The sequence below is a fragment of the Limnobaculum xujianqingii genome, from assembly GCF_013394855.1.
Classification (GTDB): Bacteria; Pseudomonadota; Gammaproteobacteria; order Enterobacterales; family Enterobacteriaceae; genus Limnobaculum; species Limnobaculum xujianqingii.
Genome location: NZ_JABMLK010000001.1, coordinates 2,510,033 through 2,525,033, shown reverse-complemented (window position 1 = coordinate 2,525,033; position 15,001 = coordinate 2,510,033). Strand labels below are relative to the sequence as shown.

At 44.5% G+C, this 15,001-nt stretch carries 14 protein-coding genes; 12 read left to right on the top strand and 2 right to left on the bottom strand.

Going from position 1 to position 15,001, the window contains the following annotated elements; translation table 11 throughout:
* Positions 1-54: 54 nt before the first annotated feature.
* A complete protein-coding gene (locus tag GOL65_RS11460) occupies positions 55-2,235 on the bottom strand; it encodes an IgaA/UmoB family intracellular growth attenuator (protein ID WP_179038322.1) in 2,181 nt (726 codons plus the stop codon).
* A gap of 348 nt (positions 2,236-2,583) precedes the next feature.
* Between GOL65_RS11460 and nudE the strand changes: the two genes are divergently transcribed.
* Entirely contained in the window at positions 2,584-3,153 is a 570-nt protein-coding gene (nudE, locus tag GOL65_RS11455; protein WP_140918885.1) for an ADP compounds hydrolase NudE, read from the top strand.
* 52 nt (positions 3,154-3,205) lie between these two features.
* Here the strand turns inward: nudE and GOL65_RS11450 are convergent, their stop codons facing one another.
* Positions 3,206-5,824, bottom strand: a complete 2,619-nt coding sequence (locus tag GOL65_RS11450) for a PBP1A family penicillin-binding protein (protein ID WP_140918884.1) — start codon at positions 5,822-5,824, stop codon at positions 3,206-3,208.
* Positions 5,825-5,958: 134 nt separating this feature from the next.
* Here GOL65_RS11450 and pilM point away from each other — a divergent pair, with 134 nt between their 5' ends.
* The 11 genes from pilM (at position 5,959) to GOL65_RS11395 (ending at position 14,998) form a co-directional block, all read left to right on the top strand.
* Positions 5,959-6,822: a pilus assembly protein PilM gene (gene pilM / locus GOL65_RS11445; protein ID WP_140918883.1), complete on the top strand. Its 864-nt coding sequence runs from the start codon at positions 5,959-5,961 to the stop codon at positions 6,820-6,822.
* Positions 6,822-7,367 carry a PilN domain-containing protein gene (locus GOL65_RS11440; RefSeq protein ID WP_140918882.1) on the top strand — a complete coding sequence of 182 codons (546 nt, stop codon included), beginning with the start codon at positions 6,822-6,824 and terminating at the stop codon, positions 7,365-7,367. Before pilM ends, GOL65_RS11440 begins: the two co-directional genes overlap by 1 nt.
* Positions 7,364-7,933, top strand: a complete 570-nt coding sequence (locus tag GOL65_RS11435) for a hypothetical protein (protein ID WP_140918881.1) — start codon at positions 7,364-7,366, stop codon at positions 7,931-7,933. Before GOL65_RS11440 ends, GOL65_RS11435 begins: the two co-directional genes overlap by 4 nt.
* Positions 7,930-8,292 carry a hypothetical protein gene (locus GOL65_RS11430; RefSeq protein ID WP_140918880.1) on the top strand — a complete coding sequence of 121 codons (363 nt, stop codon included), beginning with the start codon at positions 7,930-7,932 and terminating at the stop codon, positions 8,290-8,292. The genes GOL65_RS11435 and GOL65_RS11430 overlap by 4 nt, the downstream gene beginning before the upstream one ends.
* Before the next feature lie 3 nt (positions 8,293-8,295).
* Positions 8,296-9,630, top strand: coding sequence for a DNA uptake porin HofQ (hofQ, locus tag GOL65_RS11425; RefSeq protein ID WP_228723092.1), 1,335 nt, complete (start codon positions 8,296-8,298; stop codon positions 9,628-9,630).
* A 359-nt stretch (positions 9,631-9,989) separates the two neighbouring features.
* Positions 9,990-10,508: a shikimate kinase AroK gene (gene aroK / locus GOL65_RS11420; protein ID WP_108900624.1), complete on the top strand. Its 519-nt coding sequence runs from the start codon at positions 9,990-9,992 to the stop codon at positions 10,506-10,508.
* A gap of 55 nt (positions 10,509-10,563) precedes the next feature.
* Complete coding sequence (gene aroB, locus GOL65_RS11415; protein WP_140918879.1) at positions 10,564-11,649, top strand: 3-dehydroquinate synthase; 1,086 nt, start codon at positions 10,564-10,566, stop codon at positions 11,647-11,649.
* A 75-nt stretch (positions 11,650-11,724) separates the two neighbouring features.
* Positions 11,725-12,672, top strand: coding sequence for an SPOR domain-containing protein (locus GOL65_RS11410; protein WP_140918878.1), 948 nt, complete (start codon positions 11,725-11,727; stop codon positions 12,670-12,672).
* Positions 12,673-12,750: 78 nt separating this feature from the next.
* Positions 12,751-13,569: an adenine-specific DNA-methyltransferase gene (dam, locus tag GOL65_RS11405; RefSeq protein ID WP_140918877.1), complete on the top strand. Its 819-nt coding sequence runs from the start codon at positions 12,751-12,753 to the stop codon at positions 13,567-13,569.
* Between the two features lie 65 nt (positions 13,570-13,634).
* Positions 13,635-14,309 carry a ribulose-phosphate 3-epimerase gene (rpe, locus tag GOL65_RS11400; protein ID WP_130593183.1) on the top strand — a complete coding sequence of 225 codons (675 nt, stop codon included), beginning with the start codon at positions 13,635-13,637 and terminating at the stop codon, positions 14,307-14,309.
* Positions 14,306-14,998, top strand: coding sequence for a phosphoglycolate phosphatase (locus GOL65_RS11395; protein ID WP_140918876.1), 693 nt, complete (start codon positions 14,306-14,308; stop codon positions 14,996-14,998). Before rpe ends, GOL65_RS11395 begins: the two co-directional genes overlap by 4 nt.
* The last annotated feature ends 3 nt before the right edge of the window (positions 14,999-15,001 follow it).

The window sequence follows — 15,001 nt, the reverse complement described above, 5'->3', positions numbered from 1 at the left end:
ATGGGCGAAATACAATAAATCAAGGTATTTCGCCCTGAGAGCGAGAAGCTGATATTAGCTTTGTTGAACAGTATGTCTGAAATCCTTGGCAAAACAGCGATCGTAATAAGCCTGAATTTTTTCTGTTCGATGGGCATTTTTACGTAGCCGAATAATTAATAGCGTGATGTTATAAATCAGGCTCAAGGACATAATGATAAATAACAGGCTGGAACCCACATAACGCCAGAATGAAACCAGACTGGATTCACTGTGCAGTGAAATCTTGGTAGTACCATTCTCAATAGGTTGAATATCAATCACAATGCCGCTGGAACTGAAGTGAGCATTCAGTAGTTTATTCGACAGGCGTTTTAACTCAAACCATTGTTTAATCGCTGTATTGTCATACAGAGTATCCAGAGGAATGCTTGGATTGGTCAGTTCTTTAATTTCGTCACCGTCAACCATCTGTTTTTCATCATCGTCATTACGAATATAAAATCCGCCTTTCGGCTTATTGTATAGCGCCTGTGCTGCCTGATGGGTCTGACTGTAAAAGAATGATGAAACAATAGAGTTAACCTGTGAACGAAGCGTATCTGCTGCTACAGGCCGTAGGAAAACATCAGTGTCTTTCAATGAATGGATTTGCGATTTCTCTACCAGCTCATCCCAGTCTTTTTCGTTGCTTAGAATCAGCAATGACCCTTTTAACCGGTGACAGTCACCGGAGTCTTTACATAAATTCTCGGTTTTTAGCACAATGTCTGAAAAGTCTGGTACTACGGTCATACCTGCGCGTTCAGCGGTTCTGGCCAGATCAGGATTATTTTTTATCGCCTGATTATTTAGCGGATTCAGCTGATAGTTCATGGTATCCAGTAGTGCAAGCGCATTATCAATCACCTCAGATGAAGGTAGAGAAGGTAAATTGGATGAACCCCAATACATTTCTGTACAGTCAAAAGGCATGAAGGGATAAAGAATATCGCTACGGTAAATGGCCAGAATACTACACATACCGGAACCCTGAACGGTTAAGTGATCGCCGATTTCAATCTGTGAGGTTCTCAATTGTTCAGGCGAGGTCACGCTGATATTTTTTGAACCGTCCAACAGGGCCAGACTGAGTTCCAGGGGGCGCTTCATGGGAATTGAAGTTAGCAATAAAATGATAACCAGCAATGAGGCTAGCGCCAGCACCAGATTTTTTCCCCAGTGAAACAGCGGAAAATTAACCGATTCATTATGTAGAGAGAGAAATTTCCCCTGTTTAACTACATAACGATTCAGATAAATATCAATATTGGTTTTATGGTCGAGATCGTAGCCTACATAAGGCTGCCAGTGCGGCGGATAAATCAGGTCGATAGCTCCAATAGAAATATTGGTTAACTGGCCGTTATCCGACTCACCAAAGAGTCCCCAACGTTTGGGAATACCACGTAAACAATGGATATTGTATTGGGTTTGCTTTAACTCACTGCGGAACATACGCCAGATTCCGATACCTAACAGCAATATCGCCAGAATCACTAGCCAGGGTAAAATTTCAGTGGAACTAATCAGGCTAAAGAACAAAATAATGTAAGAGAGGGCGATAATGAGAGACTGATACACCTTCTTTTTCGGCTTTAAATTGTATTCGGCAGTAGTCTCTTTACGCAGACGAATTAATTCCACATTATCACTGTCGTTTTTATCTTTTGGTGACGGGTGTTTAAGTTGAGGTATTGCAGTAGCATCATTCGGGCGTTTAGATTGTACAAAGTCAGTTAGCTTATGGCCGTTTAACGCAATAACCAGTGGAATAGTTTGGGTTTTGACGATCTCAACCTGATTGATATTTTCAATATATTCAATCCATTCAGGTTCTAAATAAATTTCGATACCATCAATGTAATAGCGTTTTATATTCTCTTTATCGTCAGGGGACGGTAACGACATAATTGGAGAATTAGAAGCGTAAACATTATCACTGTAGGGCATCAGGGCAGATTTGACGAAATTTCCTGATTTATTGCCCTCTTTACGCACTTTTTCCAAAAATTCCAGATATTCGCTGATGGCCAGCGTTTCATCTGTTGATAATTTACGGGTGTTGTTATGCACAAAAGGCAGGTGACTGGTTTGGGATTGATTATTTTTTGCCCTCCAACGGATAAACCATTGATAGAACCCTACGCCGGATAGCGCAATAAAAATGATAAGCAGTAATATGGTGAATATGCTTATATCATCACTGGGTAACATGGATAACTCTCACTCGTTGGCCTGCCATTCTGTCATATATATTAAATAAATAGGGATTTAATTTTTATTCAGAGAGTAGTCGTCAGAGACTCTCTTATCTGCACATGTTTAGCGCATCAGTTTTGTTTATCTGTACTATCTTATATTTAGTTGGCGTTGGTATCAAAAAGCAGATGTAAACATTTACTTATAGTAAAGTGGTATCAGCCAGAATACAAAGCCAGTAAGATGAATTGCGGGCCACTTCCAAAATATTGTCATATAAATGTTTCATATTATCAGTAATAATAAGTATAAGCCAGCTAACATTATTATTGTATGAAAGGAATTACCCCTGAGGTTTCATTAATGAGTAAAGTGCAGCAAAAACCCCAAATACTAAATGTTGAGACAATTGCGCGTTCTCGTATGTTTCGTATTCAATCAGTTGATTTAGCTTTCAGCAACGGAGAAAACCGGGTTTACGAACGTCTGCTGCCGGAAGGTCGTCAGGCGGTGATGATCGTCCCTGTGACTGGTGACGATATTTTATTGATTCGTGAATATGCCGTAGCTATTGAAGACTATGAGTTGGGTTTCCCTAAAGGTCTGGTAGAACCAGATGAAGATGTTCTGGTAGCAGCTAACCGTGAGCTTATGGAAGAGATTGGTTATGGTGCGAAAAAGCTAACCATATTATCAAAGCTGACGTTGGCCCCAACCTATTTTGCTAGTACCATGACCATCGTATTGGCCGAAGATCTGTATGCCCGGAAGCTGGAAGGGGATGAGCCGGAACCGTTGACGCTGGTGACCTGGCCGCAGGAAACCATGATGGATTTGCTTAATGAAGCGGATTTTAATGAAGCGCGTAATGTTAGCGCCCTGTTTTTAGCGCGTGAATATCTGCGACAGCGAATCGTAGCATCAAAGAAATAACAAAAAGGCCGTTCAGTAGAACGGCCTTTTTACATTTACTTTCTAAAATTTATCAGAACAGCTCATGGGTGTTACCACCACTGTCGGTTACTGTAGTACCAACCTCAGAATAAGCACGAGCGGTTGGTTCAGTCCCTTTAATAAAGTATTCTGAACGGCTACGACCTCCGCCAGGAAGCTGCCCTGTAGACATATCGATAGTTACGCTGATAATGCCTTTCGGCTGTGGCGTGGTCTGTACCGGTAAGCCATTTAACGCGACCTTCATGAAGTTAATCCAGGCCGGCTGAGCACTCTGTGCACCTGCTTCACCACGACCTAATCCACGACGATGATCGTCAAAGCCAATCCAAACGGAAGTCACGGTAGATGGACCAAAACCAGAGAACCAGGCATCTTTTGAGCTGTTCGTGGTACCGGTTTTACCGCCAATATCATTACGCTTCAGGTCCCTTGCCGCACGCCAACCGGTACCGTTCCAGCCACCACCAGGTTCACCAGAGATATCACTCTTCAACGCATCCTGTACCAGGAAGGCTAACTCTGAACTGATAACATGAGGAGCATAAGGATCTGCTGGTGGAACTTTAGATGGATCAATTTTCGCCAGATTTGGCACTGGTGCAATATTGTTAACCGCATTCTCAGTTAATGGGTCGACATCATCGGAACTGTCATCAGCAGGATCGGCTGGTTCTGGGTTTGCAGTCGCAGCTGCCGCTAAGGCTGCTGCAGTTGCTGCCGCATCTTCCTGATTGTGCAGGTCAACAGTGTTACTAACCAGCGCCTGAGATTTTGCCGTTGGACCATAAACCACAGGGATATCACAGGTAAAACCACAGGCTACCTTAGGTTTAGCACCAAAGATAATAGCGCCAGTATCATCTTCAATTTTGGAGATAAAATAAGGATCTACCAGATAACCACCGTTGGCGAACACCGCATAACCACGAGCTAATTGCAGCGGAGTAAATGATGCTGCTCCCAGTGCTAATGACTCAGTCCGCGAAATATTTTGTTCCGGGAAGCCAAAGCGCTGTAGATAATCAGCAGCGTAGTCCACACCAATGGCGCGCATAGCGCGAACAATCATTACGTTTTTGGATAAACCTAAACCAACCCGTAAACGCAAAGGCCCGGCATAAGTAGGTGGTGAGTTTTTAGGTGACCAGGTTCTGCCACCACCAACATTTAGCGTAATTGGCAAGTCGGTTAACAGTGTAGAAAGGGTCATCCCTTTATCCAACGCTGCCGCATACACAAATGGCTTGATGTTTGACCCCGCCTGACGAACAGACTGAGTTACCCGGTTAAATTTACTTTGGTTAAAGTCAAATCCGCCGACTAATGCTTTTATAGCACCATCATGGGGATCTAATGAGATTAACGCAGAGTTAACGCCAGGAACCTGTGATAGTACCCAGTTTTCGCCACTCTTACGGATCCAGATTTGTTGACCTGCTTTAACGACATCGGTCACTTTTCTTGGACTGGCGCCCATTGCCCGATCGTTAATGAAAGGTCTGGCCCAACGCATTGCTGAGAATGGTAATGCCAGAGCTTCGCCATCGTGAAGCATTAGGGTAGCCTGTTGACCTTCCGCTTTTGTTACTACAGCAGGAACAAGAGGACCATAGCTGGAAACGCCTTTCAGGAAATCAACAATCTGCTGTTTTTCCCATGGGGTTTCAGCCCCTTTCCATAATACGTGTTCAGGACCGCGGTAGCCGTGGCGCATATCATAATCAATGATATTGTTGCGCACCGCATCAGTTGCTGCGGTCTGCAAGGATTTAGTAATCGTGGTGTAAACTTTATAACCATCGGTATAAGCATTTTCACCAAATCTATCAATCATTTCCTGGCGTACCATTTCTGCCAGATAAGAGGCGGTAAATGCCACTTCTGGTTCATGGTAATTGGCGACCAACGGTGAATTCTTGGCCTCCATGTACTCTTGCTGAGTAATGTATTTCTCTTCCAGCATACGATAAAGCACGGTATTACGACGAATCAGCGCTCGATCAGGATAGTTGATCGGGTTGTAGCTGGATGGTGCTTTTGGCAGACCGGCGATCATCGCCATTTCGCTTAATGTCAGTTGGCTGACATCTTTACCAAAATAGACGTGTGCAGCTGCACCAATACCATAAGCTCGTGATCCCAGATAAATCTTGTTCAGATAGAGCTCAAGAATCTCATCTTTGGTCAACGATCTTTCAATACGAATGGCCAGAAAGGCTTCTTTTGCCTTACGAGTAATGGTTTTCTCTGGACTAAGGAAGAAGTTTCTTGCCAGTTGTTGAGTAATGGTACTGGCCCCTTGTTGGGCAGAACCGGCACCAACAGCAACGACTAATGCACGGGCAATACCAATAGGGTCAAGACCGTGGTGCTCATAGAAACGGCTATCTTCTGTTGCCAGAAATGCATGAATTAATTGAGGCGGCATTTGTTTTAGCGTCACCGGAATACGGCGCATTTCACCAAATTGAGCAATAAGCTCTCCCTCTGCGCTAAATACCTGCATAGGCATCTGTAGTTTGACTTCTTTTAACGTTGAAACATCCGGTAATTCCGGTTCAAGGTATTTATAGAGGCCAAAAATCGCGCCAATTCCCAAAAAAAAGCAACAAATTGCAATGATGAACAAATACTTTACGAACTTCACCTGATAATTCCCATGCAATGGATATTGAGTGGTTTATAAACAATCGGTCGATAGTATAAAGGCAACACGACATTGTGGATACGTTCTTTTATCAATGGATAAGAGAAAGTAAGAGAAAAGGAGATTTCCGGATTATGCACATTTGGCAGGTTGGCTTAGATATTCAGGAAGATAGCTTCTGTGCGCTGGCAGTACAACGCAGGCGATATGGTTGGCAGTTGCGTCACTGGCATTATCAGCAGGTGACGCCTTTGTGTATTGGCGATAATACAGCCATGTTCTCGCCAGAAATCATGACGGCTCTGAGTGAGTGGCGTTGCAATTTACCAAGGCGTGTTTCTTTGCGAATTGCACTGCCTGCTGAAGTGATTCTGCAACAATCAATAAAGCTACCTGAACCCTCTTTGTCTCTGCAGGAACAGACATGGTTAGTTGAAGCATCAATGAGCAAACTGTTTCCGTTAGCTGCGCGTGAATTAGCAGTCGATTACCGTTTAATGTCTTCCGTAAATTCGAATCAATCAGCCAGTGGAGAAATCGTGGTGAGTGCAACCCGGCGTTCGGTTATCGAACATTGGAAAACCGAGCTGGCTCGCGCCAATATTTCCCCCGATATTATTGATACCACACCTTGTATATTACGCTCTATGGCATTGTCTGGTGGTGTATCACCGGATTCACTGTTGGTCCATCAACTGTATGAAAAGTACCTGTTGGTTTCACCACTGAATCATGCTCTCTATTATCAGGTTATTCCTGATAACTCGATGACGGTTTTGGAACGAATCGAGCATGCCCGGCAAACATATCAACAAATAAGCGGTTATACCGTTAGTCAGGTTAGCTACAGTGGTTTGCCGACATCAGAAGCTTTTCCCTCTGATATTCAATGTTGGTCACCTTTGGTAGCTCTGCAGCAAATGCAACCACCACTGCCTGAGGCACCTCAACAGTTTGTTCTGGCCTGTGGTCTGGCCTTGCGTTCAGAGGATTGCTGATGCTTCAGGTAAATTTTTTGCCCTGGCGTGCTCAACGGCAAAAGAAGGCGATTCGATCCTTTGTGATAATGGCTTTTTGTTATGCGGTGGTCACATTATTTTGTCTGAGTGCACTTTATGTTGCTGCAACCAGTCAGCATCAACAACTCTCCGAACGGTTGGTGCAGATGACGGCTGCTAACACCATCAGACTGAATGAAATTAAACAAATTAAAGATACTGAACAGACAGCCTTAGCCTTGGTTCAGTTACAAAGTCAGGCTCAGAAAATCAGGCAGAGTTCTCTCTTATTACAGACATTATTTACCGATATCGAATCTGCTTTGCCCGAGTCGCTTTGGTTGAAAAAAATAGCATTTCAGGAGGCGAAACTGGTGATTGAAGGCCAGGGTAATGGCTACCTGAGCGTTATAGATTTTCAGCAAAAATTGAGCGGTTCATCATTACTCACAGGGCTTGAACTGGGAAAAGTGATGGCTGTGAACACAGAGTTTTCTTTGTTCTCTTTTGCCTTTACGGCCAACAGGACAGGAGCTGCCCTGTGACTGGATGGGCCCAAATTAACTGGCGGCATGTGGTTTTTGCTCCGCTATGGTTACGTCATACCATCATGACTTTTGTCTGGATACTGGCGGGATTTTGGGGTTGGTATTTGCTGGTTATTCCGTTGACGGAGGTTAATCAACAGCTTCAAATGCAGTTAGAAAAAGCGGATCAACAGGCAGAGCTCTATCAGCAGCAATGGCTCTCTTTGCCGGAAAAAGAGCAGCTAAAGATGCAGATTGAACAGGCTGAGCGTGAACTTCAACCATATCAGTATCAACCCGGCAATGGCGCGGGCTTTATTCGCGCTATTACCGGATACCTGTCAGCATCAGGCTGTCGATTGATAGACATGGGATCTCCCTCGGTTTCTCAACAGGGCGCTCTTACTTTATACGACTGGCAGTTAAAAGTGAGTGCCGACTATTTTCAATTTATTGAGTTAATCCGATTGCTCAATAGTGGAACGAGTTTAACAACCATTAGCCGTCTGACGTTGGACGGTGGCCCATATTTAACTATCAATATGACCGTTCGTTTATACCAGTTAAATCAAGGCACATCATGAAGCAGCTCTTATTAGTTTCATTACTGTTCTTTTCCGCTGAAGTTTTAACGCAAGAAGTCCTACGCCGTAACCCCTTTATACCTGATGACATAGCTCAGTGCCCGGCCGAAGTGGTTGAAGAGGAGCAGCAGTTATTGAGCTGGACGCTGCGTGGAGTGATTGGGCGCGATGATAACTGGTATGGATGGGTACAAACTCAGGCCGGCGGCTGGATACAAATTGCCAGGCAAAAGCCATTACCTTTGTTTTCCTGGCACCTGGATCGTCTGTTGTATGGCAGCGCTCAATTCGCCAATAAGTTTGCGAGCCGTTATTCCTGCCGTAGCCGAAGCGTCATTGAACTTAAATTAAGGAAGTAAGTAATGGGGTTTTTTATGCATATTCGCATTATCTGTTTGTGCGGGGCGCTATGTCTGTCATTACCCGCATACTCGGTTGATATTGAGCAGAATCTTATGACACAGGCTGTGGAAAGCCCGGTTTCGCTGGATTTTCAGGATGCGCCAATAAGTGTGATTTTGCAGGCACTGGCGGATTACCAACAGTTGAATTTGGTAGTGATGGATAGCGTAAAAGGTAAGTTGAGTATTCGCCTTAATCAGGTTTCCTGGCAGCAGGCATTGTCCGCTATTTTGAAGGCCGGTCAGTTGGATGCGGAACTGGACGGTAATGTGATGGTGGTTATCCCTCGTCAGGAGAAAGAGGCTCAAAACCAGCGGGATAAGCAACTTCAGGAGCAGCAGACTGAAGAACAGCCGTTAACCACCTTTAAGTACCGGGTTCGCTATGCGGATGTCAATGAGTTGGCTAAATTGCTCAATGGCCAAAAAGGTCATTTTTTGTCAGACCGGGGAAGTGTTGTTGCTGATATAAGAAGCAATATTGTGATTGTGCGGGATATTGCATCAGCCATGTCCTCAATAGAGTCTTTTTTACAAGAAGTAGACAGCCCACAACCACAGGTATTGCTAACGGCACATATCGTAACCATCAGTCATGAGAATCTGCAGGAATTAGGCGTCAGATGGGGATGGGGTGGTGAGTTGCTGGCAGAGGGAAGTGGTATTAACAGTCATTTTAATGTGGCGTTAGCCGCAGGCTCACCCGCCGGACAAATAGGTTTTCAGGTTGCTCGTTTAAACGGACGCTTGCTTGGGCTGGAGCTGTCAGCTATGGAGGCGGAGAGTAGTGTGAATATTATTGCCAGTCCGCGACTCATGACGGTAAATCGACAAACTGCCAGTATCAAACAAGGAACAGAGATTCCTTATGAAGTCTCCAGTGGTGCCAGCGGCGCAACATCCATTGAATTTAAACAAGCGGTACTTGGACTTGAAGTGACGCCCCAAATCTTTCCTGGAGGGCAATTAGAACTGGCGCTACAGATCAGCCAGAATATGCCGGGGAAAGGGCTAAAAAAGGGCGATGGAAGTGAAATTCTAACCATAGATACACAAGAGATTAAAACTCAGGTTTCTGTGGCAGATGGGGAAACTATCGTGTTGGGCGGTATTTTTCAGCAGAATAAGGCATCAGGAAAGGAACAGGTTCCGGTATTGGGCGATATACCTGTATTGGGGGCATTATTTCAGCGCAATTCACATAAGCAGAGTAAACGAGAGTTGGTAATATTTATTACACCGACCATCATTACATCGCCGGCAATAATATCGACAGGAAAAACAGTAAATGGATAGCGATCGGGAAAATATATTTATCATGATGATGACTGATAAAAATGGCATAAATTGTCAGAGAGTTATTTATCAAATAGCATTCAAATTTGACGCGTAGGCGGATTTAGCTTACAAGTGTCTATCTGAAATCGGTCTGACATGAGGTTTGAGCCTAAAATTTGATGGAATTATTGTGCTCTGCTACCGAGAAATTGAGGTGTTAAAATTTATTAGGTTGCCAAACCACCTATAGTGTTGAGATAATTTCCAGTCTGATCTCACACATCATGCATATGAGGTTTCAGGTGAACTCCCGTTTATGTATTTACCTTACGGGGTGGGTTGTCATTAACGAATTATCTTAGTAATACCAATAAAATATGGCAGAGAAACGCAATATCTTTCTGATTGGTCCTATGGGTGCAGGTAAAAGTACGATAGGTCGTCAGTTGGCTCAACAGCTTAATATGGAGTTTGTAGACTCCGATCACGAGATTGAACGCCGTACTGGAGCTGATATAGCCTGGGTATTCGACGTAGAAGGCGAAGAGGGTTTTCGCGATCGTGAAGAAAAAGTTATTAATGAACTGACGGAAAAGCAAGGCATTGTCCTGGCTACTGGCGGCGGTTCTGTAAAATCAAAAGAAACCCGTAATCGTTTATCCGCACGCGGTATTGTGGTGTATTTAGAAACTACAATCGAAAAGCAGCTGGCTCGTACTCAGCGCGATAAAAAACGTCCTCTGTTGCAGGTTGACACACCACGTGAAGTGCTAGAAGCGCTAGCGTTGGAACGTAATCCTTTATATGAAGAGATTGCTGACGTCACCATTCAGACCGACGATCAAAGCGCTAAAGTTGTTGCAAACCAAATTATTCAGTTAATCGAAAACCGCTAATTTTTCATGTTGTGGTTCTGCATTAAATCTAAGAATAAGATTAAAAAGGCATGCTATGGAGAGGGTAAGTGTTACTTTAGGAGAGCGTAGCTATCCTATTACGATTGAGGCTGGTTTGTTTAGCCATCCGGATTCTTTTCTTCCTCTCCGGTCTGGAGACAAAGCACTAATTGTTACCAATGAGTCGATTGCTCCGCTTTATCTGGAAACGGTAAGCAGGAGCCTGGAAACTTTAGGTGTTGTTGTTGATTCTGTAATATTGCCCGACGGTGAAAAATATAAAACGCTGTCAGTAATGGATCAGGTCTTCACTCGTCTGCTGGAAAATAATCATGGTCGCGATACTACACTGATTGCGTTAGGCGGAGGTGTAATTGGTGACCTGACTGGTTTTGCTGCGGCATGCTATCAACGCGGCGTGCGCTTTATTCAGGTACCAACCACACTCTTATCTCAGGTTGATTCATCCGTTGGTGGTAAAACAGCGGTTAATCACCCGTTGGGTAAGAATATGATAGGCGCATTTTATCAGCCAGCGTCAGTGGTTATTGATCTTAACTGCCTGAAAACTCTGCCTAAGCGTGAGCTCTCTTCTGGCATGGCTGAAGTGATTAAGTACGGCATTATTCTGGATTCAGACTTATTCGACTGGCTTGAACAAAACATTGATCGATTAATGGCACTGGATGAGCAAGCAATGGGGTACTGCATTCGCCGCTGTTGTGAAATTAAAGCACAGGTGGTAGCTGCTGATGAGCGGGAAAATGGCGTCAGAGCATTGTTAAATCTTGGTCACACCTTTGGTCATGCGATTGAAGCTGAAATGGGCTACGGTAACTGGCTGCACGGTGAAGCGGTATCCGCAGGTATGGTAATGGCTGCTGAAACGGCCAAACTACTGGGTACTTTTAGCCAGCAGGATATTGACCGAATTAAACGCTTATTACTACGCGCAGATCTCCCAATCTACGGGCCTGAGAGTATGAAGCCAGAGGCCTATATACCTCACATGTTACGCGATAAAAAAACTCTGGCAGGTAAATTACGATTGGTATTACCGACGGCCATCGGTCAGTCTGAAGTGAAAAGTGGCGTTGACCATCAAGTTGTGTTGTCAGCAATAGGAAATTGCCTGATATAATTTCAGCGTCAGCGAGAGTTATTATTCATAAAGCGTTGTTGGCGCGGTATATCATTTATCTGAAGAGGTGGGAAAGTGCGAGTAGAAGATCAAGACGACTTTGAATCTGATGAAATGAAACCGGATGTTGACGATCGGGTCGCACGTCGTGAACGTAGCAAACCACAAAAGAGCGCATCGGTATCTCGTCAGCATATCAAGATTGGTATTGGTATTCTGGTACTACTGCTTCTGATTTTTTTAGTGAGTTCAGCTTTAAAAGGGCCGACACCACAAAATAATGGGCCTCGTGAAGTCAATTTAGGCACTAATTCAGATTCTGGTACGCCGACGCAAGCGACGGGTACTCCGCCAGCCAATACACAACCACAAGAAATTACTCCACCACCGATTTCAGGTACGCCTACAGAATCTCAACCTCTGCCTGGTACGCCAAATCAACAGCGAGTTGAAATCCCTGGCGAGATAACGGATGCTCTGACCGCGCAACAAGAGCAACTGAACCGTTTGAAAGAGACTGAAATGCCTGGTTCAGGTACACCAACTACTGCTCCGGGGCAGCAGCCAACGAGTACTACACCAGTAAAAGCACCGGCTCAGAACTCTCAGCCAGCGACCACCTCTCCACGGCCAACAACCCAGCCTAAGCCGGTAAGTCAGCCAACGACGACACCAAAAACAACCACACCAAAGGCGAGCGAAGCTCCAACTGCTAAAGGTTCCACAACGCCAGGTACAGCTTCCGGGCTGTCAGCTATTCCGGCGAATCGCGTGACACTACAAGTTAGCAGCGCTTCCCGTTCTGATACGCTGTTAGCTTTTGCTAAAAAGAACAACATGACGGATTACTGGGTATATTCAACTCGTCGTGATGGTAAGCCGTGGTTTGTTTTAGTTACCGGTAATTATGCTTCAGCCACAGAAGCCCGATCTGCATTATCAGGCATGTCGAAAGAAGTTCAGGCGAATAAGCCATGGGTAAGGTCTATGCAACAAGTGCATCAGGATCTAAAACAAAAATAACCATAAAATGAGCAAATGTGCTGCTTGAAACAGAGTGCAAAACGCCGTTGTGAATTGTATAAGTAGCTGACTCGCAGCATGAAAAAAAATCGTTCTTTTTTAAAATGGGCCGGGGGGAAATATCCCCTGGTCGATGAAATTCGGGAGCATTTGCCCAGAGGGGATCGTTTAATCGAGCCTTTTGTTGGTGCAGGCTCAGTGTTTCTTAATACAGATTATGATGAATATATTCTGGCAGATATAAATAGCGATCTAATTAATCTGTATGAGATTGTTAAAGAGTGTGCTGAGCAAGTAGTAAAAGATTCCAGAGAACTGTTTAATGATGAAAATAATCAGGAAGCAGTTTATTACGCGTTGCGTAAAGAGTTTAACCAAAGCCGTGACCGCTATCGTCGGGCATTACTGTTTCTCTATTTGAATCGTCATTGTTATAACGGATTATGTCGCTATAACCTGAGCGGCGAATTTAATGTACCTTTTGGTCGCTATAAGCGCCCTTACTTTCCGGAAGCTGAGATCTATTTTTTTGCTGAAAAAGCAAAAAAAGCCATGTTCTTTTGTGAAAATTATGAGCAGACCATGATGAAAGCTTCATCAGGTGCCGTGGTATATTGCGATCCGCCTTACGCCCCTTTATCTGCTACCGCTAATTTTACTGCCTATCACACCAATAATTTCAACCTTAAAGATCAACAACATTTGGCCTTGCTGGCTCGGAATGTGGCTGGTAATTTAGGTGTTCCGGTACTGATCTCTAACCATGCAACCGAATTAACCCGTGAATGGTATAAAGAGGCTAAGCTGGTGGTGGTGAAAGGGCGAAGAACCATCAGCCGCAACGTGATGGGTAGAACAAAAGTTGATGAATTATTAGCCTTGTATCGCCCGCGTTGATTAAATATTTTTAAACCAGAACGCCTGTTCTTAAACAATGTTTTCGATAACCAGTGGATATATGCATGAATAAATTTCTGATAGCTCCTTCAATCCTTTCTGCTGATTTCGCTCGTTTGGGTGATGATACGGCGAAGGTATTGGCAGCCGGCGCTGATGTAGTGCATTTTGACGTTATGGATAACCATTATGTACCGAATTTAACGATCGGTCCGATGGTCTGTCAGGCACTGCGTGACTATGGTATTACTGCGCCTATCGATGTGCATCTGATGGTGAAACCTGTTGATAGGATTGTGCCTGATTTTGCTAAGGCAGGAGCGTCCTATATCTCTTTTCATCCTGAAGCTTCAGAGCATGTAGATCGTACCATTCAACTGATTAAAGAACACGGCTGTAAAGCGGGTTTAGTCTTTAATCCTGCCACGCCACTAAGCTATCTGGATTATGTTATGGATAAGCTGGACGTGATTCTGCTGATGTCGGTTAACCCGGGTTTTGGCGGACAATCATTTATACCATCCACTTACGATAAGCTGCGTCAGGTTCGCAAAATGATTGATGACAGCGGTTTTGATATTCGTCTGGAAGTTGATGGTGGCGTTAAAGTCGATAACATTGGGCAGATTGCAGCAGCTGGAGCGGATATGTTTGTTGCGGGCTCAGCTATTTTTAATCAGCCTGACTATAAAGCGGTTATTGACCAAATGAGACAGGAACTGACGAAGGCCACTCAATGAGTATGTTTACCGGCATTAAAGGCGTAGGGTTTGATCTCGATGGTACACTGGTAAATAGTTTACCGGGGCTGGCTGCGGCTATTGATGCCACATTGAAATCTTTAGGCCTGCCTGTTGCCGGTGAAGAGCGTGTTTCTCACTGGATTGGTAATGGGGCTAATGTGTTGATTATGCGCGCATTGAGCTGGGCCGGTGGTGAATCCTCTAAAGAGTATCAGGATAGCGCCCGTACCCTGTTCGACCGTTATTATAATGAGTTTGTTGAGCCGGGAACTCAGCTCTATCCTCATGTAGAATCAACCCTGAAAGCGCTGGCCCGCAGCGGCATGAAAATGGCGCTGGTGACCAACAAACCGACACAATTTGTCCGGCCTTTATTGAGTTCACTGGGTATTTTAGACTATTTTAGCGTGATTATCGGCGGAGATGATGTGATTGAAAAGAAACCTCATCCTGCACCGCTCTATCTGGTTTTAGGCCAGTTAGGCTTGAGGGCAGATGAGCTGGTTTTTGTCGGTGACTCCCGCAACGATATTCAGGCAGGCCAGGCAGCTGGTTGCCCAACGATAGGATTTTCCTACGGATATAACTATGGCGAATCTATTGCATTGAGTCATCCTGATCGTGTATTAGCTTCATTCGCCGACCTCCTGCCCACTATCGGGCAGCTTACATCAAAGATGAATTAGGAC

What these genes read in the sequence shown, in the direction of transcription:
- GOL65_RS11460 (WP_179038322.1), bottom strand. Translation starts at nt 2,235, where the DNA reads ATGTTACCCAGTGATGATATAAGCATATTCACCATATTACTGCTTATC.
- nudE (WP_140918885.1), top strand. Translation starts at nt 2,584, where the DNA reads ATGAGTAAAGTGCAGCAAAAACCCCAAATACTAAATGTTGAGACAATT.
- pilM (WP_140918883.1), top strand. Translation starts at nt 5,959, where the DNA reads ATGCACATTTGGCAGGTTGGCTTAGATATTCAGGAAGATAGCTTCTGT.
- GOL65_RS11440 (WP_140918882.1), top strand. Translation starts at nt 6,822, where the DNA reads ATGCTTCAGGTAAATTTTTTGCCCTGGCGTGCTCAACGGCAAAAGAAG.
- GOL65_RS11430 (WP_140918880.1), top strand. Translation starts at nt 7,930, where the DNA reads ATGAAGCAGCTCTTATTAGTTTCATTACTGTTCTTTTCCGCTGAAGTT.
- hofQ (WP_228723092.1), top strand. Translation starts at nt 8,296, where the DNA reads ATGGGGTTTTTTATGCATATTCGCATTATCTGTTTGTGCGGGGCGCTA.
- aroK (WP_108900624.1), top strand. Translation starts at nt 9,990, where the DNA reads ATGGCAGAGAAACGCAATATCTTTCTGATTGGTCCTATGGGTGCAGGT.
- aroB (WP_140918879.1), top strand. Translation starts at nt 10,564, where the DNA reads ATGGAGAGGGTAAGTGTTACTTTAGGAGAGCGTAGCTATCCTATTACG.
- dam (WP_140918877.1), top strand. Translation starts at nt 12,751, where the DNA reads ATGAAAAAAAATCGTTCTTTTTTAAAATGGGCCGGGGGGAAATATCCC.
- rpe (WP_130593183.1), top strand. Translation starts at nt 13,635, where the DNA reads ATGAATAAATTTCTGATAGCTCCTTCAATCCTTTCTGCTGATTTCGCT.
- GOL65_RS11395 (WP_140918876.1), top strand. Translation starts at nt 14,306, where the DNA reads ATGAGTATGTTTACCGGCATTAAAGGCGTAGGGTTTGATCTCGATGGT.